This window comes from Borreliella americana, assembly GCF_032595795.2.
In the GTDB taxonomy this organism is placed as follows: domain Bacteria; phylum Spirochaetota; class Spirochaetia; order Borreliales; family Borreliaceae; genus Borreliella; species Borreliella americana.
The window spans coordinates 485,893-509,599 of the sequence record NZ_CP132449.1 but is presented as its reverse complement, the minus strand read 5'-3'; the positions used below and the strand labels follow the sequence as shown (position 1 = coordinate 509,599).

The window sequence follows — 23,707 nt, the reverse complement described above, 5'->3', positions numbered from 1 at the left end:
TCAAATTATTAATTATTCAACTTTTAAAGGCTTTTCAACTAATTCTAGGATAGCCATTTCAGCCGCATCTCCATATCTTTTTCCTAATTTAATCATCCGAGTATACCCACCACTTCTTTGCCTAAAAACAGGAGAAATTTTGGTAAATAGCTTATTTAAAATATATTTATCATGTACAAATTTTGATAATTCTCGCCTATTATGCACATTATCAACTTTTGCCCTTGTAATCAACCTTTCAACAAATCTTTTAACTTCGAACAATTTTGCCTTAGTAGAAGAAATTTTTTCATGCTTTAAAAAAGAAATTACCATATTTTTTAAAAGTGCTCTTCTGTGACTAGACTTCCTACTTAATCTATTAAAACCCAATTTTGTTTTCATGAAACAGCCTAAACTCTCCTTTTATTCAGATATTTTAACATTCTTACTCAACACAGATAGAGCATCTTCTTTAGACATTCCTAAATATAATCGATAAGAATCAAGCTTTTCAATTATCTCTTCTAAACTTTTTTTCCCAAAATTTCTAGCTTTAGAAAGCTCTTCTGCATTTTTACTAATAAGTTCCCCTAAAGTCTTAACATTTTCTTTAGCTAAACAATTTAAAGATCTGACTGATAAATTCAATTTCTCAATACCCATATCAAGTAAGTTAGAACTTTCTGATTTTGACTTATTAAAAGATGTATTAACATTGTCTTCAAAATCAACAAGGGGAAACAAAAACTCTCTTACTATTGATGCAGCCTTTTTTATTGCATCTTTGGCAGAAATCACGCCTGTAGTCCAAATTTCCATTACAAGCTTGTCATAATCTGACCTTTGACCAACCCTAGTATCTTCTACAGAATACGAAACTTTCTCTATAGGAGAAAATATAGAATCTAAAGCAATAACATTAACTTCTTCTAAATACTTAGAATTTTGTTCAGAAGACACATAACCTCTGCCATAATTAATTTGAAATTCAAGATCTAAATTCACATCATGTGATAAAGTAGCTATAACTAAATCCTTATTAAAAACCTCAACTCCATCTCTTTCAAAATGAGAAGCTTTTAAAACATTAGTATCTTTGCCACTAACACTAAAGCTTATTGTCTTTCTTTGCTCTCCTTCTCCAAGTTTCAAATGGATATTTTTAATATTAGCAATAACTTCAAGAGTATCTTCAGAAACTCCAGGAATCAAATCAAATTCACTTGAAACAACCTTTGACGAAGAGTCTTTATTGTTAGATTGAACTCTCATAGCAGTAATCGCATACCCTTCAATAGAAGAAAGTAACACACGCCTTAAAGTATTACCTATAGTAATCCCAAAGCCTCTTTCAAAAGGATATATCGTAAATTTACCATAAGACCCATCACCTTGACTTTTTAAAAATTCAATTTTTTCAGGTATAGTGAAATCTTTCAAAAATTTTTCCACAGGCATCATAACTCCTTATAGCTAAACTCGTCTGGTTTTTTTAGGTCTGCATCCATTATGAGGAATAGGAGTAATATCTGAAATTGATTTTACAGTCATACCAATCGAACCAATAGCCCTTATTGCAGATTCTCTACCAATGCCTGGCCCTTTTATATACACATGAACATAATTAATTCCAAAATCTCTCACTTTATTTAAAGCAGACTCTGCTGTTATTTGAGCAGCATATGGGGTCGACTTTTTAGCCCCTTTAAAACCCATTCCACCAGCACTTGCCCAGGCCAAAGCATTACCCTTTATATCAGATACAGTAACTATGGTATTATTAAAAGTAGCTTGTATATAAACCCTTCCTTCTCCGATATTTCTTTTGATTTTTTTTTTACTATTAGTTGATAATTTTGCGCTCAACTTGCCCTCCAAATCTTAAAAACTATTTTACTTGCTAGCTATTTTCTTATTAGCTACAGTCTTTCTTTTTCCTTTTCTAGTTCTTGCATTTGTTTTGGTCCTCTGTCCCCTTAATGGCAATCCTTTTCTATGTCTAACGCCTCTATAACACGCTATATCCATAAGTCTTTTAATAGACATTGCAACTTCACTTCTAAGTTTCCCCTCTACAACATAATCACTCTCAATTACCTTCCTAAGTCGATTAACCTCATCATTATCTAAATCTTTTGCAATTTTGCTTGGAGAAATATTTGATTTATTGCAAACTTCCAAAGCTCTTGTTCTACCTATACCATAAATAGAAGTAAGCGCTATTTTTAATTGTTTATTATTTGGTAAATCTATTCCCAATATTCTAGCCATTTTATTTCCTCTAATTTTTACTTTTGTCTTTGTTTATGCTTTAAATTATCACAAATAATTCTTAATACGCCTTTTCTTTTTATAACCTTACATTTTTCACAAATTGGCTTTACACTTACTCTAACTTTCATAATCAAACACTCCTAAATTTTTTGCAAAAATGCATAATTCTTTTTATTTCCGTGAGAAAATCCTTGAGTTTTCAAATAAGCATCAACATGAATTAATGTATCAAGAGCAACTCCTACCATAATAAGCAAAGAAGACCCACCCATTATTCTAGAAACATCATGCGGAAATCTAAAAATATTTTGCACTAAAAATGGGATAATTGCAATAATTGACAAAAAAATAGATCCTGAAAATAAAGTTTTATTCATAATTTCATCTAAATATTTTTCCATCTCATCAGACTTTATTCCCGGAATAGTACCCCCATTCTTACGAATATTATTGCTTATATCTTTGGGGCTTAACTGAATCTTAGAATAAAAATATGTAAATCCAATTATCAAAATTACATTCAGAAAAGTATAATAAAAACCATTGGGCCTTAAATAAGATAAAATTTGTCTAGCTATAGAAGAAGTTTCTGCAAAACCGCTTAAAATTTGTAAAGGCAGAGCAATTAAAACAGAAGCAAAAATAACGGGTAAAACGCCCGATGGATTCAACTTGATTGGCAAATATGAACTAACTGTGCTATTAGAATTTGCTCTGGCATAATGAATAGCAATTCGCATTTGCGCCTTATATTCATATATAATTAATATAACAACTAAAATAAATATACTTATAATAAGTATAACAAAAACAGGATTAACATTTTGAGAAGGATCCTGCATGCTTTGGAATAAGTTAAACAAAGCCGCTTGAAGTCTAACAACTATGCCAGAAAAAATTATCAAAGATGTTCCATTGCCTACACCTCTTTGATTAATTTGCTCTCCAAACCACAAAAGGATAAATGTACCAGTAGTAACCGTTAAAATAGCAATAAATATATATCTATAAAAGGGAATGGTAACAGCACCCGGAATACCCTTAGCATAAAGGCTTGTTGCATATCCTTGAACTACAGCTGCAACTATTGTTAAATATTTAGTATATTTTTTAGTCTTTTGTCTCCCGCCGTCACCTTCTTGCATTTTTTTCAAAGAAGGAAAAGAATAAACGAGAAGCTGAACAATAATAGATGCCGAAATGTAGGGTCCTATACTAAGCATAAATATAGAAAAATTACTAAAAGCTCCCCCTGAAAAAAAATCAAAATAATTAGCAATTGAAAAATCTGATTGCGACTTGAAATAACTTTTAAGCGCTATAGAATCTATTCCTGGTATCGGCAAATATGAACCAACTCTAAAAAGAAAAAGAACAAATAAAGTAAACAAGAACTTATTTCTTAAATCCTTAACGGTAAATAAACTTAAAAACAATTCTTTCATCTTTATTCCACTTTAAACTAATTTAATAGTACAACCAATTTTTATGACAAGGTTTTCGACCGATTTAGAAATTTTAGAAACCTCAAAAGAAACTTTTTTTGTAAGCTTACCATTAGATAAAATCTTAATTTTTTTATTTTTCTTTTTTATAAGTTTATTTTCAAGTAAAGTATCATAATTGACAACTTGTCCATCCTTAAATTTTTTATCTATATCTCCAAGATTAACAATCGCATATTCCAATTTATAATCACTATTAGAAAAACCTTTCCTCGGCAATCTTCTATAAAGAGGAGTCTGCCCGCCTTCAAATCCAAGTCTTGGCGAAGTGTTTCTTGCTTTTTGCCCCTTTTGACCTCTTCCAGAAGTTTTGCCAAGCCCTGAACCTGGACCTCTGCCAACAATTTTACGTCGCTTGCTCGCCCCCTTGGGCTTTAACAGGTTAAACATTACATTACCTCGCTTAATAAAATCATATTAATAGTCTCGTTAAGCATGCCTTTAATAGATTCATTTAAAAAATGAACCTTTTTATCGCCTATTTTATTTAAACCTAATGCTTTTAAAACTTTGACCTTTTTATTTAATTTCCCAATAAGACTTCTGACAAGAAAAACTTGCACATTAATATTATTTTTAGAAATAATTTTTCTATTATTTTCCATTCTTCTAATAAAACATTTATTCTTAGACCTAGACCTTGAAGCATTAAACCTAGCTTTCTTTAGCTGTAATCTTAATTTCCTTTTAATCATATATTAACCCCATAAAGTTTTCAAAGTTTTCCCTCGCATTTCTGCCACTTTTTCAGCATTCAAAACCAAATCAAATGCCTTAAAAGTCGCCTTTACTACATTCATAGAATTATTAGAACCAAGAGATTTGCTCAAAACATCATGCACTCCTAAAGCCTCCATTACAGCACGAACGGGACCCCCTGCAATAACACCAGTACCATGAGTAGCTGGTTTGATTAAAACTTTAGCTTTTTTAAAGCAACCAATAACCTCATGTGGCAATGTTCCTTTTCGAATAGGAACAAATCTTAAATTTTTCCTAGCACTTGTTAAACTTTTTTTTATTGCATCACTAGCATCATTAGCTTTACCAAAGCCCCAACCAACATGTCCTTCCCCATCTCCAACAACCATGAAAGCAGCAAAAGAGAATCTTCTCCCGCCCTTAACAACCTTAGTAACTCTGTTGAGTGATATTAATTTTTCTACCTGCTTTCTCTGAGCCTGAACATCTACCATAAATACACTCCCTTAAATATTAATACCAAACTCTCTCAAAGAAGTTGCAAAACTTGCAATAAGTCCATGATACTTATAACCATTTCTGTCAAAAATAAGATTATTTATATTTTTCTCCTTAAGCCTTTTAGCAAGAACTTCTCCAAGTTTTTTTACATCATCAATATTTTTGCCTAAATTAAGACTTTTTTCAATAGTAGAAATACTTACAACAGTATGTCCCTTACTATCATCTATAACTTGCGCATAAAAATACCTATTAGATTTAAATATGGTAATTCGTGGCCTACTAGCTACTCCACGCCCTATTTTGTCTTTTATTCTTTTTTTACGTCTAAGCTTTCTCTGTTCTGCTTCTTTTATTTTTTTCATAATTATTAACCCAAAATTTATTTTTTTACACCAGATTTTCCAACTTTTCTTCTAATAACTTCATTATCATACTTAATGCCTTTTCCTTTATACGGCTCTGGTTTTTTTAAACTTCTAATCTCAGCAGCAACTTGACCAACCTTAAATTTGTCTATTCCTTCAACAGAAATTTTAGTATTTCCATCAAGCTTTAAACTAATACCATCTGGAATAACATATTCAAACTGAGTTGAATAACCAAGGCTTAAAAAAAGGCTATTGCCTTGTTGCTCTACCCTATACCCTATACCATTTATAGTAAGAGACTTGGAAAATCCCTCAGTAACTCCTTTTACCATATTAAAAATCAAACTTCTGTAAAGACCATGGTAAGCTTTTGCTTTTTTATCATTAAAAACCCGATCAACAATAACAATGCCATTCTCAACTTTAACATTAATACTGTCTTTTATATCTTGAATCAATCTTCCTTTAATGCCTTCAACTATCACTAAGTTGTCTTTAACATCAACCTTAACAGCATCTGGAATCTTTATTGGAAGTCTTCCAATACGTGACATACATCCCCCTATTAAACTACCAAACTGAGCAAATCAACTCACCACCTATTTTTTTATCTTTAGCTTCCTTGCCAGTAATAACACCTTGAGAAGAAGATATAATTAATATTCCATATCCATTCTTTATTCTTGGCATATTTTTATATGAAGAATAAATTTTTCTACCGGGAGTGGAAATGGCATCTATTTTATTTATAACAGGATTTCTTTTGCTGTCATACTTTAGCAAAACCCTAATAAAAGCAATTCCTTCCTTTTCTAAAAAATTAAAATCCTTAATATAACCCTCTTCTTTAAGAATGTTTAATATTGATTTATTCATATTGGACATCTTTAAATCTACAGATCCATGCCTAACTCTACTTGCATTTCTTAATTTAGTTAGCATGTCTCCTACTGAATAAGTAATCGCCATAAAATTCCCTTACCAACTTGATTTTGAAACGCCAGGAATTAATCCTTCAGACGCATACTTTCTAAAACATATTCGACACATACAAAAATCTCTTAAATATCCTCTTGGACGACCACACAACTTACATCTATTATTTTGCCTTGTTTTATACTTAGGCTTTCTTAAAGCCCTAATAATCATTGATTTTTTTGCCATATACCTTATAAATCCCCTAATTACTAAACGGCATTCCAAATTTCAAAAGCAAAGCTTTGCTCTCTTTATCATTTGAAGCTGTTGTCACAATTGTAATATTCAAGCCAGATATTTTTTCTATTTTATCATAGTCTATCTCAGAAAATATTATTTGTTCCGTTATCCCAAAAGAATAATTTCCATTACCATCAAAAGCATTCCCATTGATTCCCCTAAAATCCTTAACCCTTGGCAATGCTAAATGAATAAGCTTATATAAAAATTCATACATTGCATTACCCCTAAGTGTAACTTTAGCACCTATTTCTTGCCCTTGTCTAATTTTAAACCCAGCTATTGCTTTTTTTGCTTTTGTCTTTACAGCTTTCTGACCAGTGATCTGAGAAAGTTCTAAAACAGCAGAATCCAATAGCTTCTTATTCCTAACAGCCTCTCCAACGCCTACAGAAATTACTATTTTCTCAAGCTTGGGAACTTGCATTATAGATTTATATTCAAATTCCTTAACAAGCTCCTTTATAACACTATCTTTATAATATTTTTTCAATTCAGGAACATAATTCATAAACTCTATATCCTCTGTCCATTTTTTTTAAGGTACCTTATTTTTTCATTATTTTCAAATCTAATGCCCAATCTTGAAGAAGTTCCCTTGACAAATATCATAACATTTGAAATATCTATAGCGGCCTCCTTATCTATTATTCTGCCTTTTTCTTGGGGTGTCCTAGCTTTAATGACTTTTTTAACCATATTGCAAGATTCAATAATAACTTTATTTTTTTTTCTATTTATACTAGCAATCTTACCTATTCTACCCTTATCTTTTCCAGAAAGAATTTTCACGCTATCACCTATCTTCAACTTTGTCTTCACAAAATCCCCCTTTTGCTATATAACCTCTGAAGCTAATGATACTACCTTCATAAAATTAGCATCTCTAAGTTCTCTTGCAACAGGTCCAAATACCCTTTTGCCCCTAGGGCTTAAATTAGCATCAAGTATCACACAAGCATTATCATCAAATCTAACATAAGTTCCATTCTTCCGTCTTACTTCCTTAGAAGTTCTAACAATTACAGCTTTATAAACATCTCCTTTTTTAACAGAAGAATTGGGAATTGCTTGTTTTACTGCAATAGTTATTATATCCCCAATTTTGGCATAGCGCCTTTTACTGCCACCAAGCACCTTAATGCATTGAGCCACCTTGCCACCAGTATTATCCGCAATTGTTAAATACGTTTGCATCTGAATCATTATCAACCTCCTTTAGAAAAATCAAAACTATTTTAATTTTTCTAAAACCTCAACAAGAGACCATCTTTTATCTTTACTAATAGGTCGAGCTTCAATAATTTTTACCTTATCTCCAACCTTTGAAACTTCTTTTTCATCATGTGCTTTAACTTTTTTACTAACCTTTAAATACTTGTGATAAATTGGATGCATCTTTCTTTGAACAATTTCTACTACTATAGTCTTAGACATCTTATCACTAATAACTTTGCCAATTAATTCTTTTTTATTTTCTCTTGCCATATCTAAACCTTTCTAATACCTAATTCATATTCACAAATCATTGTATTAAGCCTTGCAATATCACGTCTAATCTCTCTTTTCTTCAAAGGATTTTCAACATGACCAACAACAGATTTAAATCTTAAATCTAAATATTCTTTCTTTAATTCTAGCCTTTTAGCCTTCATGTCCTCAAGAGTAAAACTTTTAAAATTTTTCAACATAATTACCTCAAATCTCGCCTTACAACAAACATAGTTTTTACTGGAAGCTTAGCGCTTGCAAGCGACATAGCCTCTTGAGCAAGCCCCTCCACAACTCCTGACATTTCAAACATAACAGTACCAAGCTTAACAGGAGCATTCCAATGATCAACACCCCCTTTACCCTTACCCATTCTAGTTTCAGCTGGTTTTTTAGTATAAGGAATATCAGGAAATATTCTTATCCAAACCCTTCCACCTCTTTTTATTTTACGAGTCATTGCAATACGAGCAGATTCAATTTGACGAGCAGTAATAAAATTTGTTTCCAAAGAAACAAGTCCATATTCACCAAAAGAAATTTTATTGCCTTTCTGGGCTTCTCCAGACAATCTTCCTCTTTGCTTCTTTCTATATTTAACCTTTTTGGGACTTAACATCTAATTATCCTCCAATATCCTGCTCATTAGAATTGATTCTTTCTTTAGAAAAAGCCTCACTAGGCTTTTTTTTATTTAAAAGATCTACTTCATCTTTAGATGGCCCATCTTTTTTATTCAAAAACCTAGTTTGCTTTTCATTAGTCTTCTCTCTATTATTTAAAGCTTTATCAAAATTTTTAACAGCATCGCCTCTTTCCCTAAAAGGCTTTTTATTTATTATCTGCCCAGCATCAGAATTGGTTTGTCTGCCCAAAACTTCACCTTTAAATAACCAAACCTTAACTCCAATAATGCCATAAGTAGTTTGAGCCTCAGAAAATCCATAATCTATATTGGCTCTAAGAGTGTGCAAAGGAACCCGACCTTCCTTAACCTCAAAGCTTCGAGCAATCTCTGCCCCACCAAGTCTACCAGCAATCTTAATTTTTAGCCCTTGAGCACCTTTTAACATAGAGGTAGAAAGAGATGATTTTAAAACTTTTCTATAAGAAGCTCTATTTTCTACTTGCTTTGCAATCCCATTAGCAATAATTTGAGCATCAAGCTCTGGTCTTTTAATCTCTTTAATCTTAATGCTAATCTTTTTAGAAATTTTTTTAGTTAACAATTGGCCAATCTTTTCAAGATTAGCTCCTTTAAGCCCTATCACAGAACCAGGCCTTGGAGTAACAATTACTACTGTTACTTTTTGGGGGTTATTTCTAATTATTTCTATATCAGAAATATCAAATTTAATCCCTTTAAGAAACTTCATAATTTCTCGCCTTATTAAAAAGTCTTCATGAAGAATTGCAGAATACAATTTTTTATCAAAATACCATTTTGATTTCCAATCCCTATTAATTTTTACCCTTAAGCTATATGGATGTACTTTTTGGCCCATGCTTTATCCTTTAATATCTTTTTTTTCATCAACTTCAACAAAAATATGACAATTTCTATTAACAAGCCTATCAGCCCTACCCCTAGCTCTAGGCCAAATCTTTTTACGACGACGCCCATCATCAACCATAACTGTTTTAACAAATATCATGTCTTCGGAAAGATTTTTATTGTGATACATCGCATTTGATGCTGCTGATTTAACCACTTTTTCTAAAAGCTTAGCTCCTTTATTAGGCATAGAACAAAGCACTGCAATAGCCTTAATATAAGACTCTCCCCGTATATTGTCAGCTATTGGCCTAACTTTTTTTGGAGAAGAGGGTAAATTTTTGCCCTTTGCTGTATATCTTCTATTTACCAACATAACTACTTACTTCCTTCCCTTTTTATCTGACTTAGCATGCCCTCTAAAAATTCTTGTAGGTGAAAACTCGCCAAGCTTATGCCCCACAAGATCCTCAGTAATATAAATAGGTATAAAAGTTTTGCCATTGTAAACAGATATAGTAAGACTTACCATTTCAGGAATTATTGTTGAAGATCTGGAGTAGGTTTTAATAACAACCCTCTTCTCACTTCCAAAAGATGATAAAACTTTTTGATAAAGACTCTTTTCTATAAAAGGTCCTTTTTTAATAGATCTTGCCACTATGCTCTCCTATTTATTCCTTCTTTTAATAATAAATTTATCTGAATATCTCTTTTTCTTGCGAGTCTTATAGCCTTTAGTAGGCTGTCCCCAAGGAGACACAGGATGGCGACCTCCAGAAGTTTTCCCCTCACCACCACCATGCGGATGGTCAACAGGATTCATAGCAACACCTCTAACCTTGGGTCTTCTACCAAGCCACCTACTTTTACCAGCTTTCCCTATAGAAATATTGGCATAATCTTCATTTCCAATTTCACCAATTGTTGCAATACATTTTTTAAAAATCAATCTCACCTCACCAGATGATAATTTTACAGTGACATAATTCCCGTCAGAAGCAAGTATCATAGCATATCCACCAGCACTTCTTATAAGTTGTCCACCTTTTCCAACATTAAGCTCAATATTGTGAACAGTTCTTCCAATGGGAATATTTTCAAGAGGCAAGGCATTGCCAATTTTAATTGGGGCATTAGGACCACTTTCCAAAACATCTCCAACCTTAATGCCTTTAGGAGAAATAATATACCTTTTTTCTCCATCTTTATAAACAAGCAAAGCTATATTAGCACTTCTATTGGGATCATATTCAATAGAAGCAACTCGAGCAGGAATGCTAAATTTATCTCTTCGATTAAAATCAATCAACCTATACTTTCTCTTATGCCCACCACCTCTTCTTCTAATACTAATCCTACCAGAAGAATCTCTGCCTGATTTCAATTTTTTACCTTTTGTTAAAGATTTCAAAGGATCATTACCTTTGCTTAAATCATCAAAAGATAAAGTCGTCTTATAGCGCAAAGAAGAAGTTTTTGGCTTATAAGTCTTAATACCCATATTTATTTTTCTCCAAAACCACTAAAAAATATCTATTTTATCTTCTTTTTTGAGATAAACATATGCCTTCTTCCATGAAGAAGTTTTTCCCTTACCTATAGGATACCCTTTTCGAGACACCACAACCTTGGCTTTGCTTTTAATATTGAGCAAATTACATGATACTGGAGTAACATTGAAAAGTTCTTTTATTGCTGCACCAACCTCTTTTTTATTTGCCCTCTTATTAACCTTAAAAACATAAACATTAATACTTTCCCTTTGAGTATTAGTTTTTTCAGTAAGCATAGGTGAAATTATTATATCATAAGCCTTCATACTTATCCTCAACATCCTTTTTATTTAATGTAAAACTCATTGAGCTTGTTAACAGCAGATTCTAGCGCTATTAAATTCTTAGCATAAAATAAATCAACAACCCTAAGTTTATCAAAAGACAAAATCTTTAAATCTCTTATATTTTTGCCAGCCCTTTTTATCATCTGATCATCATTACCCAAAAGAATAACCACCTTGCCATTAAGACTTGCAAAATTCTTTATTATTAAAGCAAGATCTTTCGTTTTTCCAGATTCAATATTAAAATTCTCAACAACTTTAAAACCATTTTCATCAGCAGCACGCAAGCTTAATACAGACCTAAATGCAAGCTTTTTTACCTTTTTAGGCAATCTATAGCTATAATCCCTGGGCTTTGGCCCTAATGCTATGCCTCCGCCAATCCAAACTGGATTTCGCTTTGTACCAACCCTGGCTCTACCGGTTCCTTTTTGCTTCCAAGGCTTTTTAGAACTACCCCTAACCTCTGATCTGGTTTTAGTTGAAGATGTTCCAATCCTAAGATTAGACAACTCATTTTTTATAGCATTATAAATAGACCCATGACTAATTTCTATATTAAAAACTCTGTCATCCAAATTTACAGTCCCAATCTCTTTCCCATCTTTAGAAAAAACTTTTCTTTCCATACCAAATACCTACTTTTTAGATTTTTTAACAACAACAAAAGAACCTTTGGCGCCAGGCACAGCCCCTTTTACTAGAAGGGCTCTTTTTTCTTCATCAATTAAAATAACTTCAAGATTTTGAATAGTTTGTTGATTTCCGCCCATTCTACCAGCCATTTTAGTCCCTTTAAATGTTCTTGCAGGAGTAGTGGCTTGTCCTGTTCCACCAAGATGTCTATGGAATTTTGATCCATGAGAAGATGGCCCGCCACTAAAATTATGCCTTTTCATAGCCCCTTGGAAACCCTTACCTTTAGTAGTACCTGTAACATCTACATACTTAACTGTCCTAAAAACATCAACCTTAATCTCATCACCAGCATCATACCCGTCAAGCCCCTTAAGCTCTATCACATATCTTTTGGGCTCAATATCTTTTAAACTTCTATATTGCCCTTTTATGGGCTTTGAAACTTTAGAACTCTTAAGATCAACAGAGCCTGCTATAAGGGCGCTATAACCATCTCTGTCGACTGTTTTCTTCCCTATAATATAATTGGGCTGAAACTCTATAACAGTAACAGGAACCACAATGCCATTTTTTTGAAATATCTGAGTCATGCCAACTTTTTTTCCAATCAATCCCAACATTAAAACACCTCAAATTCATATACTTAAAATATCATTTACTGTTTAATATCTACTTCAACACCTGCTGGAAGCTCTAATTTCATTAAAGAATCCATTAAAGCAGAAGTGGGCTCTAAGATATCAATAAGCCTTTTATGAGTTCTCATCTCAAATTGCTCTCTTGATTTTTTATTGACATGAGGAGAACGTAAAACAGTATATTTTTTTATTTTTGTCGGTAAAGGGATTGGACCCTTGATTTGCGCTTTAGCCTTCTGAACAGCTTTCACAATAGATTCGGCACTCTGGTCTAATATTTTAACATCAAAACTAAATAATCTTACGCGTATCTTATCTTTAGCAATCAATTTATTCTCCTAAACTTTAGAGAGTATTAAATATATCCTTAAAGTCTTAACCTATTCCAATATCTCAAGAATTCTTCCTGAAGCAACCGTTCTTCCACCTTCTCGAACAGCAAATTCTACGTTCTTATCCATAGCTATTGAAGAGATCAGCTCAACAATAATATCAACATTATCACCAGGCATAACCATTTCTTTGCCTTCTAAAGCAACAACCCCTGTAACATCGGTTGTTCTAAAAAAGAACTGTGGTCTATACCCTGGAAAAAATGGCTTGTGCCTACCGCCTTCTTCTTTGGTCAAACAATAAATTGACGCTTTAAACTTCTTGTGTGGAGTAATTGTACCTGGAGCTGACAAAACTTGTCCCCTCTCAATGTCTTTTTTATCAACTCCTCTTAAAAGAAGTCCAACATTATCCCCTGCTTGGCCTTGCTCAAGAATTTTTTGGAACATTTCAACACCAGTAACAGTGGTTTTTCTGGTTTCTTTAATACCAACTATTTCAACTTCTTGACCAACTTTAATAATACCTCTTTCAATACGCCCAGTAGCAACAGTGCCTCTTCCTGAAATAGAAAATACATCTTCAACAGCAAGCAAAAATGGCTTGTCAATATCTCTTTCTGGAAGATCAAAATAATTATCCATAGATTCAAGAAGTTCTTTAACACATTTTGTAGATTCAGGATCTTCTGGGTTTGACATAGCCCCAAAAGCTGAGCCTTTAATTATTGGAGTATCAGCTGAAAAGCCATATTTTTCAACAAGCTCTAAAACTTCAACTTCAACAAGCTCAACAAGTTCAGGATCTGCTAAGTCCAATTTATTTAAAAAAACTATTATTTTCTTTATTCCCATTCTTTGAGCAAGAAGCAAATGCTCTTTCGTTTGCGGCTCAGCACCACTATCGGCAGCAACTAAAAGTATAGCTGCATCCATTTGGGCTGCTCCTGTAATCATATTTTTTATATAATCAGCATGCCCTGGACAATCCACGTGAGCATAATGTCTATTGGTTGTTTCGTACTCAATATGCCTAGCATTAATTGTTATTCCTCTTGCTTTCTCCTCAGGAGCATTATCAATATCTTCATACTTTAATGCTTTTGCATCTTTATTTAATTTTGAACAATAAATACTAATAGCCGCTGTTAATGTTGTTTTACCATGATCAACATGACCTATTGTTCCAACATTCATGTGTGGCTTTGTTCTTTGAAAAACTTCTTTTGCCATGACTAACCTCCTAAATTTCACATTCTAAATAGCTACTTACATTTAATCACTTTAAAAAATTTTTAACAAATTTATTCTTATTAAAATAAGAAAATAGCTACAAATAATCAAAAAAATGAAAAATCAATTTTTTAGAAATTGACCCGCACTGCGTGTTTTTCTAAAAAATTTTAATAGCTTTAAAATTCTACACATTTTATAAAATATAGTCAATACACTTAAACTTTTAAACTCAATTTACCACACATATAATAGCATCAAAAATTATTATAAATTTTACATTAATTAAAGAAAAGCACAAAATACTTAAAAATAAAGCTTTAAAAGCACCCGCTTAAAATAAACAATGCTCAACTAATACATTCAAAAACATAAAATTCAAAACAATAGTCAATATTTTTTGAAATCCAGTCACTATTTTAAATTGACAAAACACATTTATTTTGTCAAAAAGGTTAACACTCCCCCCAATAAAAAAATATAATAAAAATAATGAAAACTCAAAAATTTAAAATCAAATTACTACCAACACTTGCAATTTTTGGCATTTCAATTGCTTTTATGTCTTGCATGAAAACAAGCACAATAAAATCAAAAGAAAATGCAAAAGAAATTACCTATCTTATTAGCACTATAAAAACTAACAAAAAAGTAGAAATAGTAAACTACAAATCCGACAGCAAAAATAATCTAATAATTACTCTTAAAAACAAAAGCGCAAAAGATATAAATGCAAATTCATTAGCAATTTTTAAAGAAGGAAGCAAAACAGGCGAATTAATAAGAGAAAAACTTAATGGGCTTGAAACAAAAACTTTTCATTTAAAAACTAAAATCAACACCAAAAGAAAAAACACATTATATGTTTTTGAAAAACAATGACAAAGAGAAATGATTTAAAACTAAAATTATTAAAATCAATTCCACTTAACTAAGCTTTATTGTAAACAAACAATTACACTTTAAAATAGATTAACAAAAAATCTAAAATCCATTTTTAAGACTAAGAACATTAAATTTATTAAAAATAAATCAGCTATTTCTGAACAAAATGCAAATATAAAATAAATCTTAATTAGTATTTGTATTTTTTAATTAAAATGGGCTTAGCCCAATAACGAGTGCAACTAAAAGCAATTAAAATTATAATTGCCAAATAATTTGAAATTATAAAAGCATAACCCAAAGAATTTTCAATTATGCCAAAATATTGAAAAATAAAAACTACCGGAAGACGAATAAGCCACAACCTAATAAAAATAACAATCATTGCAATTTTTGTCCTACCAGACCCAATAAGTCCTCCAAAAAATACTTGCTGGAGTCCATATCCAAAAGTGCCAATAGTTGTTAACAATAAATAATTATTAGCATAATTTAAAACTTCTAAATCATTGGTAAACAACCCTAGTATAAGCTGTTTATTAAAAATAACAACCGAATTTATTATCAATAAAATTGCTAAAGAAATAAAAAATCCTTTTTTAAGAACTTCTCCCACCCTATTGATTTTCTTAGCACCAAGATTTTGACCAACAATTGAAATAATTCCGGTACCAATTCCCATAGCAGGAAGAAATAAAAAAGAAATAATGGTGTTTGTAAGTCCATAAGCTGCCAAAAATTTCGGACTAATCTCAATAACTATATAATTGAAAATAAAAAAAGACAGCGAAACCATTATTTGCCCAAAAGTTGAAGGCAATCCCAGATTAACAATTTCTTTAATGGATCTTATATCTATCACCAAATCCTTTAGATGAATTTTTAATCCATAATTTAACCTGTAAGTCAAAAATAAATAAAAAGCAACGGTTAATAATTTTGAAAATAAAGTGGCCCAAGCAGCCCCAGTAATGCCCATATTAAAACTAAATATTAAAATGGGATCAAGAACAAAATTAACAATATTAGCAAATAAAACTATTGTCATTGAAAGGATAGTTTCTCCTTGAGCATTTAAAATATATGTAATTGAAATACTTAAAAACATAATAGGTATTCCAAAAATTGTCACATAAAAATAAACCCTTGAGAGTTCTTTAAGCTCCCCTTTTGCGCCCAACAAATCTAAAAGATGCTCAATGAAAAAAAAAGCACAAACAGTAACAAATAGGGATAAAACAAGGTTTAAAACAATAAGTTGCCCTGCATACCTTGAAAAACGAGAAAAATTTCCCTCTCCTATGCATTTTGACATCAAAGAAATGCTTCCTGTAGCCATTCCCATGGCAATAGCCATAATAAAAAAATTTACAGGACCAGCAAGTGAAAGCGCTGACAAAGGCATGGCTCCAAGCTTGCCAACATAAAACATATCGGTAAGATCATAAAAAGCTTGAATAATATTGGTTATAACAATAGGAAAACTTATTAAAAAAAGAACCTTATATAAATTACCATTTAATATTAATTCCCTAGTCTTGCTCTTATTTGTAGACATAAAATTTTATCCCCATCTAAAATATTTTTTATAAAAAATCTAAAATCAAATTTATTCATCAGTAATAAAAAAGTATTTAATTTTTAATTTCAAAAATTAAAAATTAATATACAGTATCAAAACAATTAACATGTTATGCATTAAATGGCCAAGATATAAATAAAATCTATTAACCTGCCACACCAAAAAAATCATAACTAAAAACAGAAAAATTAAAACCAGATATAATAAAATAACAAAATTTTAACAATTCTGATGTTAATCATAAATAAAAGTAATTAATAAAATTAAAACCATTCTTATGAATTAAAGCAGAGAAATAAATACTTTATTTTAAAGAATAACTAATATTATAAAAATAAAAATTCAAAATCAAAAATACTTCTCTGCAAATTTTTATCAATCTTTCAATATTATTTTTTACACTAAGATCTTTAAACTATAAAATAAAAAAATTAATAATATTAGATAAAAATATTAAAGCCCTAATAATAATACAAATTACATACTAAATAAATAAAATAACAAAAAATTCCAGAAATAAAAATTAATGTAATATATTTTTATTCATAATTCAACCTCTTAATACCTTATCTTTATATTCTATTAAAAACGTTTTCCATAAATTACACATATAATTAAGCTCAACATCAAACTATTGACTTTTAACCTTCTTGATTTTTGCACCCAAATTAATTAATTTACTAACTACATCTTCGTATCCTCTTTCAATTTGATAAACATTTTGAATCTCGCTGCGACCTTCAGCAATAAAAGCAGCAATAAGAAGAGACATTCCCGCTCGTACATCCGGAGAAGATAAAACATTGCCTTTAAGAGAAGATTTACCCGTAACTACTACACGGTGTGGATCACAAAGCACAATTCGAGCACCCATTTTTATTAATTTATCTACAAAAAACATCCTAGATTCAAACATCTTTTCAAAAACTAAAACTGTGCCTTCTACTTGAGTTGCGGTGACTATAATAATACTCATAAGGTCTGTTGGAAAGGCTGGCCATGGACCATCATCAATTTTTGGAATTTGTCCACCAAAATCTAACTTAACTTTTAATTCTTGCTTATCTCTTACATATACATTTTCCTTATCATATTCAAAATTAATGCCAAGCTTTGAATATACATATCTAATTAATCTGAAATGCTGAGGATCTGCTTTTTTAATTTCCAGCTCACCCCCGGTTAATGCAGCAAGGCTAATTAAAGAACCAACTTGCATGAAATCGGCTCCTATTCTAAATACAGTCCCACTTAATTTTTTTACGCCCTTTATTTCTAAAACATTCGAACCAATTCCTAAAATATTAGCACCCATTGAATTTAACATATTACATAAATCTTGAACATGTGGCTCACAAGCAGCATTCATAATAACGGTATTTCCTTCAGCAAGAACTGCCGCCATAATGATATTTTCTGTAGCTGTAACAGAAGCTTCATCTAAAAACATTTCAGCTCCAAAAAGCTTGTTAGCCTTTAAAACAATCCTTCTATCTCTTGTGCTTAACTTGGCGCCCAGCTTGCAAAGCCCGTAAAAATGAGTATCAAGTCGCCTCTTTCCAATCACATCTCCTCCTGGAAGTGCCATATCTATTTTTCCAAACCTAGAAACAAAAGGGCCTAATAAAAGTATGGAAGCCCTAATTAAGTCTGTAAGAGAAGAATCAATTTCTGTTTTTACAATATTTAAAACTTTTATTTTTAAAATATTTCTCTCTCTTACAATACTTGCTCCTATGTCACTTAAAATATCTAAAACAACTTTTACATCATTAATATTAGGAATATTTTCTAAAATAACCTCTTCATCGGTAAGCAAAGCAGCCAAAATACAAGGTAAAGCAGCATTCTTGTTCCCGCTAGCTGTAATTTGACCACCTATCTTATAGCCGCCTTCTACGATATAACTATGCATAATCCATTCTCCTATATATAAAAACTTAATAAAATTAAATCTCACAGACAAGATTATTAAAATTTAAAGAATATTTAAAGATATAAATATCAAACAATATCCATATCTTTTAAACTTGATTTACAATCTATATATTCTCTAACGGTCTCTACAGAAAAAGAATGGCCATTCTCATCGATATCAATTAAAACACCGTTAAAACCAAGGCCTTCCCAAGATTCATTAAATCTCTGATTTAAAAATCCTTTCAAAAATTTATCCGCCTCTAAATCAGGAGAATATCCAATAACGCTGTCCAGGCTCCCAACTCTACCCAAATCAGTTATAATAGCGGTATTATCCAAAATTCTCAAATCAGCTGTTAAAATCCTTTTCCCGGTTCCAAGACAAGCACTAACTCTTGATTTTAGATAAAAAAACAAAGCATTAACTTCGGCTGTAGTATTTGAATCAAAAAGAACAATAATATTATTTGTTTGCATTTTGATTCTTTGATAAAAAAAATCAAAACTATAAAAAGGATGATTAAATTTATATTTAGTTATTCCTGTTTGACCTATAATTCTAATCACAGCTAATTTTTTGCCATTAATATTATAAATAAAATAAGAATAACCTTTTAATTTTGCAGGACAATTTAAAGGTTTTAAAATAAAATTATACCTATCAAGATCGTCAGACAAATCAGGCCTTGCAAACGCATTTTCACCTAAAGTTAAAACATCAATTCCATACTTTTTTAATAAAAAGGCATGCTTCTTGCCAAGGCCTCTTAAACCCGTAGTAAAATTATTGCCAGATATTACAAAATCAATCTTTTTTTCAACCTTAAAGGATGATAAAAAAGATTTTATAACAATAATCCCGGCATTGCCGACAACCTCGCCAGCAATTAAAACTCTTAAAGACACAACTCCTCTCTTTTTATTGATCTAGTTCAAACAACTTAATAAGAAAACTTTTTACAATAAAAATTGACACAAAATATCCTACCAAAACAGCAAAAACAATCATCATAAAAAGCAATATAAATTGCAAATAAGGCTTTACAATAATGCTAAATTTAACAACTAAAAAAAACTCTAAAAAGAAAACTAAAAACATTAAAAATAAGTTCATTAACATACATAAAATAAAACCCAAAATCTTCATTTATTAAGCGCTTTTCTTTTTATAAAAAAAATCATAAACCAAAAATAAAATCATACCTATAACAACATAGCTATCTGCAAAATTAAAAGTAGGCCATCTATCAAGTCCAAAAATTCCATAAAATTTCAAATCTAAAAAATCTACAACCCCAGAAGGCCTAAACAATCTATCAATAATATTTCCAACTCCTCCTGAAAAAATTAATAAAAGTGAAATTCTGGCAATACAATTTTTTTCTTTCAAAGAAAGATAAAAAACAAATATTAAAATGAAAATGGGCATTGCAAGGAAAAAAATTTTTTTCAAGCTATAGTGAATATTAGAGCCCAGAGAAAATAAAATACCTGTGTTTCTTACATGTATTATTCTAAAAAAATCATCAAAAAAGGAAAAATATATTGAACCCAATTTGACATACTTTGCAACCAAATACTTAGAAAGTTGATCAAAAAAAATTAAACTAATAATAAATACAAAAATATTGAAATATTGCTTACTTTTAGCGCCCATACAAAAATCCTTATAAATTAGTATTTTTACAAATAAATTTAACCTCTAAATCTTCTTGAATTTTGAAATCTTCCATTAATTTAATTAAACCAAAAGTTTCAGTAAAATAATGGCCCGCAAAAATCAAGTTCACGCCAAATTCCTCTGCCAAAGAATATATTTGATGAGAAGTATCACCGGTTATAAACAAATCTACATCATGACATAAGGCTTCTTCAAAAAAAGAGTATCCAGAACCACTAACAATTGCAACCCTATTCACCAACTCTTTAAACTTTTTCGAAAAAAGAATATGTTTATTTTCCTTTTTGATTTTTCCCAAAATTTCAGAAAAGCTAAAAACAGAATCGGCAATAATTCCTAGATTAAACCCCCTATAATTTGCAAAAGCAAAAGGATTTTTTAATCCTAAAAAATCTGAGAACACTTTGCTGTGCGAATAAAGATAATGAGAATCCATAGGTAAGTGCACCGAATAAAGCGCTAAATTATTTTCAATTAAAAATTTTGTTTTATCATATATATTAGAAACAATGCGCTCTTTTTTTGACCAAAAAATACCGTGATGGGTAATTAAGAAATCATTTCCTTTTGCTTCTTTTAAGGTTGAAAAGTTGGCATCAACAGCAAAAGCAACCTTTTTAACCTCAGCATTAAGATTTCCTACCTGAAGCCCATTTAAATTTTTATCAATATGCTCATACTTATTTATATCAAAAATTGAATTAAGCTTAAAAGACAAATCCCTTACATTCAAATTAAATTCTCCAAATTAAAGCATAACTTTGGCTTTCTCTTAATCTTCTATAAGAATAAAGATTTTCCAAACAATACGTACAAAGCTTTGAATTATAAATATTTAAATTAAAACTAGAAAGTAAATTTAAATTAAAACTAGCATTATCAAAATATATTTTACCATCTCTTGTTACAAAAGAAGCATTTAATAAATCTTTGCTAAATTTATTACTTACTTCTTTTAAGAAAATTTCAGAAACTTCATAACAACAAGATCTGTTATAAGGTCCAAAAACAATTTTCAAATCCTTAAAAGTTGATCCCATTTTTTCAAACATAAACAACATTTTTAAAATAATCAAATTAAAGCTTCCTTTATATCCACTGTGAATAAGCCCTATAATTTTTTTCACTGAATCATACAAATATATCGGAAGACAATCTGCAAAGTAAGCAACAAGGGCTACATCTAAAGAGCTAGATATAAGACCATCCCCTTTTTGAAAATTAATAAAATCATCTTCGACCTTATAAATAATATCTGTATGCAATTGTTTTAAATATTTTATTTTCTTAGACTTAGGAACAAAGTTAAAATTATCATTACTAAGTTCTTTTAAATTTATATTAAAAGGTTTTTTGGTATAAATCATTTTAACATCATCAGCTATCCTAAATTCATAATAAAGTTCATGATCTATTGTTTTCATAATCTAAATTCTTCTCCCAAATAAAGCTTCTTGGCTTTTTCGCTGCTTATTATATAATCAACACCACCCTCATCAAGCACTTGCCCTTGATAAACAATATAAGCTCTATCGATTATATCAAAAGCATCTCTTACATTATGATCAGTAATAAGAACTCCTATGTTTCTCTCTTTTAAAATTTTTATTATATTCTTTATATCCCCAATTGCAATAGGATCAATACCAGCAAAAGGTTCATCTAAGAGTAAAAAATAGGGATTTACAGCCAAAGCTCTTGCTATTTCTGCCCGCCTTCTCTCTCCACCAGAAAGAGTATAAGCTTTTTGGCTTTGTATTCTTTTTATCTCAAATTCTTTAAGTAAATTCACAAGTTCTATCTTGCGCTCAGCATTAGATAGATCTTCTCTTCTCTCTAAAGCAACCATGATATTCTCTTCAACTGTAAGTTCTCTAAAAATTGAAGCATCTTGGGGAAGATACACAATTCCTATTCGTGCGCGCTCATACATATTAAGAGATGAAATGTTATAATCATTTATTAAAACTTTGCCTGCATTAGGCTTAATAAAACCTACAATAGTATAAAATGTTGTTGTTTTGCCAGCTCCATTTGGACCAAGAAGCCCCACAACCTCACCTTTATGGATGTTAATTGTAATACCATTAACAGCAAACTTTTCGCCATACTTTTTAATAATGTTGTCTGCTTTTAAGACAACATTATTTACAAAATTAAGGTTAAGACTTTCCTTAATCTCTTTTATTTTATTTTTTTTCTTCAGAAACATCATTTTCAACTTGAGTAAATTCTCCCTCAACACTTCCCTCAAGTTTATACCTATTAGTTTTTGTATTGAAAATTATTCTTGAAGCAGAATAATAGTTGTCTTTCTGATAAATTACTGGAACTCCCTCAAGAATCATTTCTTTTTCTTCTTTATTATAAGTCCCATTTTCAGCTCTTGCAAAAGTATCATCCTTATATATTTTAACAGAATATTGCATAATATAAACATTGGCTTTATTGCTACCCTCGATTCTTTCTGCTTTAACAAGCATATTATTTTCTAAGTCTTCAAGCTCAACCCCTTTTTGAAGATAAAAATTGTCCAACTTTCTATTAAAAAACAAAAATTGGGCTTTAACATTCATCTTATTCTTATAATCTTTATAAAAAACATTGCCTCTAGCTTCAAGATAAGAGCCATTGTCTCCATAAATTTCAATTTCATCTGCTCTAAGATTAAAATTTGAAGAAATGACCTCTGAATTTCCTTTTAATACAATTTTTTTATAAAAAGAAGACGCTACTCCTTGTGCAAAATCTGACTTAAAGGTAAAATTAGTGTTTTTCTCATCATCTCCCTTAAGCCTTTCAGATTTAAGGCTGGATTCTATTTGCGTTGCTTGAATATTGTTAACAAAAATAATAAAAATCCATATTAAAATTAAATCCCTCAATTCATGATTCCTTCAACCCCAGAATCAAAATAAAAAACATTGCTCTTTAAAAAATAAGAAAATCCTTTTCCTTTTATTTTGCTATCATTAAACCTAATTAATACTAGCTCATTTGGAGGAGATTGCAACTTCTTGTCTTTGTTCTTCCATAAAAGCCTATTCGAATTTAGCAAATAATAATTATTTTTATCTTCTATTTTAAATTCTACAGAATCTCTCATATCCAAATCCTTTGTGATATAAGAACCTTCTAAATTATTAAACTTCCCTGAAATTTCATTATTTAGTGAATGATATAAAAAGTTTCCATTTTCTGCCTTATAAATTTTATAGTCATTAAAATAACTAAAACTCAAAGAGTTTAAAACAGTTTGCTCTTTATTGTATACAACGTTATAATACTTGATTCCTAATATTTGTATTGAAGGAAACTTTTTGACCATATCAGATCTACTAGAATATTCATCATAATCGAAAGTACAAGCAAAAAACAAAAATAATAAATAAAGTCTAAGTATTTTCATAAATAT

At 30.5% G+C, this 23,707-nt stretch carries 39 protein-coding genes; 1 reads left to right on the top strand and 38 read right to left on the bottom strand.

Going from position 1 to position 23,707, the window contains the following annotated elements:
• Positions 1–12: 12 nt before the first annotated feature.
• Genes rplQ through tuf form a run of 28 tightly spaced genes read right to left on the bottom strand, consistent with a single transcriptional unit; the run spans position 13 to position 14,224 of the window.
• Positions 13–384 (bottom strand): 50S ribosomal protein L17, encoded by a 372-nt coding sequence (gene rplQ / locus QIA00_RS02520; protein WP_316257282.1) that lies wholly within the window; start codon positions 382–384, stop codon positions 13–15.
• 21 nt (positions 385–405) lie between these two features.
• The gene (locus QIA00_RS02515; protein WP_316257281.1) at positions 406–1,440 is read right to left on the bottom strand and encodes a DNA-directed RNA polymerase subunit alpha; all 1,035 of its coding nucleotides are present in this window, start codon (positions 1,438–1,440) and stop codon (positions 406–408) included.
• Positions 1,441–1,455: 15 nt separating this feature from the next.
• On the bottom strand, positions 1,456–1,848 hold the full coding sequence (rpsK, locus tag QIA00_RS02510; RefSeq protein ID WP_231014107.1) for a 30S ribosomal protein S11: 393 nt from the start codon (positions 1,846–1,848) through the stop codon (positions 1,456–1,458).
• Positions 1,849–1,875: 27 nt separating this feature from the next.
• Entirely contained in the window at positions 1,876–2,253 is a 378-nt protein-coding gene (rpsM, locus tag QIA00_RS02505; protein WP_316257280.1) for a 30S ribosomal protein S13, read from the bottom strand.
• A gap of 17 nt (positions 2,254–2,270) precedes the next feature.
• Positions 2,271–2,384: a 50S ribosomal protein L36 gene (gene rpmJ, locus QIA00_RS02500; protein ID WP_002557090.1), complete on the bottom strand. Its 114-nt coding sequence runs from the start codon at positions 2,382–2,384 to the stop codon at positions 2,271–2,273.
• 12 nt (positions 2,385–2,396) lie between these two features.
• Entirely contained in the window at positions 2,397–3,701 is a 1,305-nt protein-coding gene (gene secY, locus QIA00_RS02495; protein ID WP_316257279.1) for a preprotein translocase subunit SecY, read from the bottom strand.
• Between the two features lie 12 nt (positions 3,702–3,713).
• A complete protein-coding gene (rplO, locus tag QIA00_RS02490; RefSeq protein WP_316257277.1) occupies positions 3,714–4,151 on the bottom strand; it encodes a 50S ribosomal protein L15 in 438 nt (145 codons plus the stop codon).
• Positions 4,151–4,456 carry a 50S ribosomal protein L30 gene (gene rpmD, locus QIA00_RS02485; protein ID WP_002657114.1) on the bottom strand — a complete coding sequence of 102 codons (306 nt, stop codon included), beginning with the start codon at positions 4,454–4,456 and terminating at the stop codon, positions 4,151–4,153. The genes rplO and rpmD overlap by 1 nt, the downstream gene beginning before the upstream one ends.
• 3 nt (positions 4,457–4,459) lie before the next feature.
• Positions 4,460–4,957 (bottom strand): 30S ribosomal protein S5, encoded by a 498-nt coding sequence (rpsE, locus tag QIA00_RS02480; RefSeq protein WP_316257276.1) that lies wholly within the window; start codon positions 4,955–4,957, stop codon positions 4,460–4,462.
• A 12-nt stretch (positions 4,958–4,969) separates the two neighbouring features.
• The gene (rplR, locus tag QIA00_RS02475) at positions 4,970–5,329 is read right to left on the bottom strand and encodes a 50S ribosomal protein L18 (protein WP_316257275.1); all 360 of its coding nucleotides are present in this window, start codon (positions 5,327–5,329) and stop codon (positions 4,970–4,972) included.
• Positions 5,330–5,346: 17 nt separating this feature from the next.
• A complete protein-coding gene (rplF, locus tag QIA00_RS02470) occupies positions 5,347–5,889 on the bottom strand; it encodes a 50S ribosomal protein L6 (protein WP_316257273.1) in 543 nt (180 codons plus the stop codon).
• Between the two features lie 16 nt (positions 5,890–5,905).
• Positions 5,906–6,304 carry a 30S ribosomal protein S8 gene (gene rpsH / locus QIA00_RS02465; RefSeq protein ID WP_184107264.1) on the bottom strand — a complete coding sequence of 133 codons (399 nt, stop codon included), beginning with the start codon at positions 6,302–6,304 and terminating at the stop codon, positions 5,906–5,908.
• Positions 6,305–6,313: 9 nt separating this feature from the next.
• Entirely contained in the window at positions 6,314–6,499 is a 186-nt protein-coding gene (locus tag QIA00_RS02460) for a type Z 30S ribosomal protein S14 (protein WP_002557082.1), read from the bottom strand.
• A gap of 16 nt (positions 6,500–6,515) precedes the next feature.
• Positions 6,516–7,064 (bottom strand): 50S ribosomal protein L5, encoded by a 549-nt coding sequence (gene rplE, locus QIA00_RS02455; RefSeq protein ID WP_316257272.1) that lies wholly within the window; start codon positions 7,062–7,064, stop codon positions 6,516–6,518.
• A gap of 5 nt (positions 7,065–7,069) precedes the next feature.
• Entirely contained in the window at positions 7,070–7,375 is a 306-nt protein-coding gene (gene rplX, locus QIA00_RS02450; protein WP_231011976.1) for a 50S ribosomal protein L24, read from the bottom strand.
• Between the two features lie 15 nt (positions 7,376–7,390).
• Entirely contained in the window at positions 7,391–7,759 is a 369-nt protein-coding gene (gene rplN, locus QIA00_RS02445) for a 50S ribosomal protein L14 (RefSeq protein ID WP_231014098.1), read from the bottom strand.
• Between the two features lie 27 nt (positions 7,760–7,786).
• The gene (gene rpsQ / locus QIA00_RS02440; protein ID WP_316257269.1) at positions 7,787–8,041 is read right to left on the bottom strand and encodes a 30S ribosomal protein S17; all 255 of its coding nucleotides are present in this window, start codon (positions 8,039–8,041) and stop codon (positions 7,787–7,789) included.
• A 2-nt stretch (positions 8,042–8,043) separates the two neighbouring features.
• The gene (gene rpmC, locus QIA00_RS02435) at positions 8,044–8,244 is read right to left on the bottom strand and encodes a 50S ribosomal protein L29 (protein ID WP_316257268.1); all 201 of its coding nucleotides are present in this window, start codon (positions 8,242–8,244) and stop codon (positions 8,044–8,046) included.
• 2 nt (positions 8,245–8,246) lie between these two features.
• Positions 8,247–8,663: a 50S ribosomal protein L16 gene (gene rplP / locus QIA00_RS02430; RefSeq protein ID WP_316257267.1), complete on the bottom strand. Its 417-nt coding sequence runs from the start codon at positions 8,661–8,663 to the stop codon at positions 8,247–8,249.
• A gap of 4 nt (positions 8,664–8,667) precedes the next feature.
• Positions 8,668–9,549 carry a 30S ribosomal protein S3 gene (rpsC, locus tag QIA00_RS02425; protein ID WP_316257266.1) on the bottom strand — a complete coding sequence of 294 codons (882 nt, stop codon included), beginning with the start codon at positions 9,547–9,549 and terminating at the stop codon, positions 8,668–8,670.
• Positions 9,550–9,552: 3 nt separating this feature from the next.
• Complete coding sequence (rplV, locus tag QIA00_RS02420) at positions 9,553–9,915, bottom strand: 50S ribosomal protein L22 (protein WP_002656402.1); 363 nt, start codon at positions 9,913–9,915, stop codon at positions 9,553–9,555.
• 6 nt (positions 9,916–9,921) lie between these two features.
• Positions 9,922–10,200 (bottom strand): 30S ribosomal protein S19, encoded by a 279-nt coding sequence (rpsS, locus tag QIA00_RS02415; protein WP_002557073.1) that lies wholly within the window; start codon positions 10,198–10,200, stop codon positions 9,922–9,924.
• Positions 10,201–10,209: 9 nt separating this feature from the next.
• Positions 10,210–11,043: a 50S ribosomal protein L2 gene (gene rplB, locus QIA00_RS02410; protein WP_316257264.1), complete on the bottom strand. Its 834-nt coding sequence runs from the start codon at positions 11,041–11,043 to the stop codon at positions 10,210–10,212.
• Between the two features lie 21 nt (positions 11,044–11,064).
• Positions 11,065–11,361 (bottom strand): 50S ribosomal protein L23, encoded by a 297-nt coding sequence (gene rplW, locus QIA00_RS02405; RefSeq protein ID WP_316257262.1) that lies wholly within the window; start codon positions 11,359–11,361, stop codon positions 11,065–11,067.
• A 20-nt stretch (positions 11,362–11,381) separates the two neighbouring features.
• Positions 11,382–12,011 carry a 50S ribosomal protein L4 gene (rplD, locus tag QIA00_RS02400; protein ID WP_316257260.1) on the bottom strand — a complete coding sequence of 210 codons (630 nt, stop codon included), beginning with the start codon at positions 12,009–12,011 and terminating at the stop codon, positions 11,382–11,384.
• Between the two features lie 9 nt (positions 12,012–12,020).
• Entirely contained in the window at positions 12,021–12,641 is a 621-nt protein-coding gene (gene rplC, locus QIA00_RS02395; RefSeq protein ID WP_316257259.1) for a 50S ribosomal protein L3, read from the bottom strand.
• A 35-nt stretch (positions 12,642–12,676) separates the two neighbouring features.
• Positions 12,677–12,988, bottom strand: coding sequence for a 30S ribosomal protein S10 (rpsJ, locus tag QIA00_RS02390; protein ID WP_002557068.1), 312 nt, complete (start codon positions 12,986–12,988; stop codon positions 12,677–12,679).
• Between the two features lie 51 nt (positions 12,989–13,039).
• Entirely contained in the window at positions 13,040–14,224 is a 1,185-nt protein-coding gene (tuf, locus tag QIA00_RS02385; protein WP_316257257.1) for an elongation factor Tu, read from the bottom strand.
• Between the two features lie 492 nt (positions 14,225–14,716).
• On the opposite strand from tuf, the gene QIA00_RS02380 reads away from it, so the two are divergent.
• The gene (locus QIA00_RS02380) at positions 14,717–15,106 is read left to right on the top strand and encodes a hypothetical protein (protein WP_316257256.1); all 390 of its coding nucleotides are present in this window, start codon (positions 14,717–14,719) and stop codon (positions 15,104–15,106) included.
• A 193-nt stretch (positions 15,107–15,299) separates the two neighbouring features.
• On the opposite strand, the gene QIA00_RS02375 is transcribed toward QIA00_RS02380, so the two are convergent.
• The 10 genes from QIA00_RS02375 to QIA00_RS02330 form a co-directional block, all read right to left on the bottom strand.
• Positions 15,300–16,667 (bottom strand): MATE family efflux transporter, encoded by a 1,368-nt coding sequence (locus tag QIA00_RS02375; protein ID WP_316257254.1) that lies wholly within the window; start codon positions 16,665–16,667, stop codon positions 15,300–15,302.
• A gap of 655 nt (positions 16,668–17,322) precedes the next feature.
• Positions 17,323–18,606 carry a UDP-N-acetylglucosamine 1-carboxyvinyltransferase gene (murA, locus tag QIA00_RS02370; RefSeq protein ID WP_316257252.1) on the bottom strand — a complete coding sequence of 428 codons (1,284 nt, stop codon included), beginning with the start codon at positions 18,604–18,606 and terminating at the stop codon, positions 17,323–17,325.
• An 89-nt stretch (positions 18,607–18,695) separates the two neighbouring features.
• Complete coding sequence (locus QIA00_RS02365) at positions 18,696–19,517, bottom strand: TIGR00282 family metallophosphoesterase (RefSeq protein WP_316257250.1); 822 nt, start codon at positions 19,515–19,517, stop codon at positions 18,696–18,698.
• Between the two features lie 13 nt (positions 19,518–19,530).
• On the bottom strand, positions 19,531–19,710 hold the full coding sequence (locus tag QIA00_RS02360) for a hypothetical protein (RefSeq protein WP_316257655.1): 180 nt from the start codon (positions 19,708–19,710) through the stop codon (positions 19,531–19,533).
• A gap of 51 nt (positions 19,711–19,761) precedes the next feature.
• Entirely contained in the window at positions 19,762–20,268 is a 507-nt protein-coding gene (gene lspA, locus QIA00_RS02355) for a signal peptidase II (RefSeq protein ID WP_316257249.1), read from the bottom strand.
• A gap of 10 nt (positions 20,269–20,278) precedes the next feature.
• Positions 20,279–21,025 carry a Nif3-like dinuclear metal center hexameric protein gene (locus tag QIA00_RS02350; protein ID WP_316257248.1) on the bottom strand — a complete coding sequence of 249 codons (747 nt, stop codon included), beginning with the start codon at positions 21,023–21,025 and terminating at the stop codon, positions 20,279–20,281.
• Position 21,026: 1 nt separating this feature from the next.
• On the bottom strand, positions 21,027–21,716 hold the full coding sequence (gene pgeF / locus QIA00_RS02345; protein WP_301427260.1) for a peptidoglycan editing factor PgeF: 690 nt from the start codon (positions 21,714–21,716) through the stop codon (positions 21,027–21,029).
• On the bottom strand, positions 21,713–22,504 hold the full coding sequence (gene lptB / locus QIA00_RS02340) for an LPS export ABC transporter ATP-binding protein (protein WP_231014336.1): 792 nt from the start codon (positions 22,502–22,504) through the stop codon (positions 21,713–21,715). Before lptB ends, pgeF begins: the two co-directional genes overlap by 4 nt.
• On the bottom strand, positions 22,482–23,177 hold the full coding sequence (locus tag QIA00_RS02335) for an LptA/OstA family protein (RefSeq protein ID WP_231014324.1): 696 nt from the start codon (positions 23,175–23,177) through the stop codon (positions 22,482–22,484). Before QIA00_RS02335 ends, lptB begins: the two co-directional genes overlap by 23 nt.
• Positions 23,174–23,701, bottom strand: a complete 528-nt coding sequence (locus QIA00_RS02330; protein WP_316257245.1) for a hypothetical protein — start codon at positions 23,699–23,701, stop codon at positions 23,174–23,176. The genes QIA00_RS02335 and QIA00_RS02330 overlap by 4 nt, the downstream gene beginning before the upstream one ends.
• Between the last annotated feature and the right edge of the window lie 6 nt (positions 23,702–23,707).

Coding starts and splice junctions, on each gene's coding strand:
- rplO (WP_316257277.1), bottom strand. CDS start 4,151: ATGTTTAACCTGTTAAAGCCCAAGGGGGCGAGCAAGCGACGTAAAATT.
- rpmC (WP_316257268.1), bottom strand. CDS start 8,244: ATGTTGAAAAATTTTAAAAGTTTTACTCTTGAGGACATGAAGGCTAAA.
- rpsE (WP_316257276.1), bottom strand. CDS start 4,957: ATGGTAGATGTTCAGGCTCAGAGAAAGCAGGTAGAAAAATTAATATCA.
- QIA00_RS02360 (WP_316257655.1), bottom strand. CDS start 19,710: ATGTTTTTAGTTTTCTTTTTAGAGTTTTTTTTAGTTGTTAAATTTAGC.
- QIA00_RS02460 (WP_002557082.1), bottom strand. CDS start 6,499: ATGGCAAAAAAATCAATGATTATTAGGGCTTTAAGAAAGCCTAAGTAT.
- rplF (WP_316257273.1), bottom strand. CDS start 5,889: ATGTCACGTATTGGAAGACTTCCAATAAAGATTCCAGATGCTGTTAAG.
- rpsM (WP_316257280.1), bottom strand. CDS start 2,253: ATGGCTAGAATATTGGGAATAGATTTACCAAATAATAAACAATTAAAA.
- lspA (WP_316257249.1), bottom strand. CDS start 20,268: ATGGGCGCTAAAAGTAAGCAATATTTCAATATTTTTGTATTTATTATT.
- rplW (WP_316257262.1), bottom strand. CDS start 11,361: ATGAAGGCTTATGATATAATAATTTCACCTATGCTTACTGAAAAAACT.
- rpsQ (WP_316257269.1), bottom strand. CDS start 8,041: ATGGCAAGAGAAAATAAAAAAGAATTAATTGGCAAAGTTATTAGTGAT.
- QIA00_RS02330 (WP_316257245.1), bottom strand. CDS start 23,701: ATGAAAATACTTAGACTTTATTTATTATTTTTGTTTTTTGCTTGTACT.
- rplB (WP_316257264.1), bottom strand. CDS start 11,043: ATGGGTATTAAGACTTATAAGCCAAAAACTTCTTCTTTGCGCTATAAG.
- rpsH (WP_184107264.1), bottom strand. CDS start 6,304: ATGGCGATTACTTATTCAGTAGGAGACATGCTAACTAAATTAAGAAAT.
- rplN (WP_231014098.1), bottom strand. CDS start 7,759: ATGATTCAGATGCAAACGTATTTAACAATTGCGGATAATACTGGTGGC.
- rplV (WP_002656402.1), bottom strand. CDS start 9,915: ATGTTGGTAAATAGAAGATATACAGCAAAGGGCAAAAATTTACCCTCT.
- rpsC (WP_316257266.1), bottom strand. CDS start 9,549: ATGGGCCAAAAAGTACATCCATATAGCTTAAGGGTAAAAATTAATAGG.
- lptB (WP_231014336.1), bottom strand. CDS start 22,504: ATGTTTCTGAAGAAAAAAAATAAAATAAAAGAGATTAAGGAAAGTCTT.
- rpmJ (WP_002557090.1), bottom strand. CDS start 2,384: ATGAAAGTTAGAGTAAGTGTAAAGCCAATTTGTGAAAAATGTAAGGTT.
- pgeF (WP_301427260.1), bottom strand. CDS start 21,716: ATGAAAACAATAGATCATGAACTTTATTATGAATTTAGGATAGCTGAT.
- rplR (WP_316257275.1), bottom strand. CDS start 5,329: ATGAAAAAAATAAAAGAAGCAGAACAGAGAAAGCTTAGACGTAAAAAA.
- QIA00_RS02515 (WP_316257281.1), bottom strand. CDS start 1,440: ATGCCTGTGGAAAAATTTTTGAAAGATTTCACTATACCTGAAAAAATT.
- QIA00_RS02380 (WP_316257256.1), top strand. CDS start 14,717: ATGAAAACTCAAAAATTTAAAATCAAATTACTACCAACACTTGCAATT.
- murA (WP_316257252.1), bottom strand. CDS start 18,606: ATGCATAGTTATATCGTAGAAGGCGGCTATAAGATAGGTGGTCAAATT.
- QIA00_RS02375 (WP_316257254.1), bottom strand. CDS start 16,667: ATGTCTACAAATAAGAGCAAGACTAGGGAATTAATATTAAATGGTAAT.
- rplE (WP_316257272.1), bottom strand. CDS start 7,064: ATGAATTATGTTCCTGAATTGAAAAAATATTATAAAGATAGTGTTATA.
- rpmD (WP_002657114.1), bottom strand. CDS start 4,456: ATGATTAAAAGGAAATTAAGATTACAGCTAAAGAAAGCTAGGTTTAAT.
- rplC (WP_316257259.1), bottom strand. CDS start 12,641: ATGTTGGGATTGATTGGAAAAAAAGTTGGCATGACTCAGATATTTCAA.
- secY (WP_316257279.1), bottom strand. CDS start 3,701: ATGAAAGAATTGTTTTTAAGTTTATTTACCGTTAAGGATTTAAGAAAT.
- tuf (WP_316257257.1), bottom strand. CDS start 14,224: ATGGCAAAAGAAGTTTTTCAAAGAACAAAGCCACACATGAATGTTGGA.
- rplQ (WP_316257282.1), bottom strand. CDS start 384: ATGAAAACAAAATTGGGTTTTAATAGATTAAGTAGGAAGTCTAGTCAC.
- rplD (WP_316257260.1), bottom strand. CDS start 12,011: ATGGAAAGAAAAGTTTTTTCTAAAGATGGGAAAGAGATTGGGACTGTA.
- rplP (WP_316257267.1), bottom strand. CDS start 8,663: ATGTTAAGTCCCAAAAAGGTTAAATATAGAAAGAAGCAAAGAGGAAGA.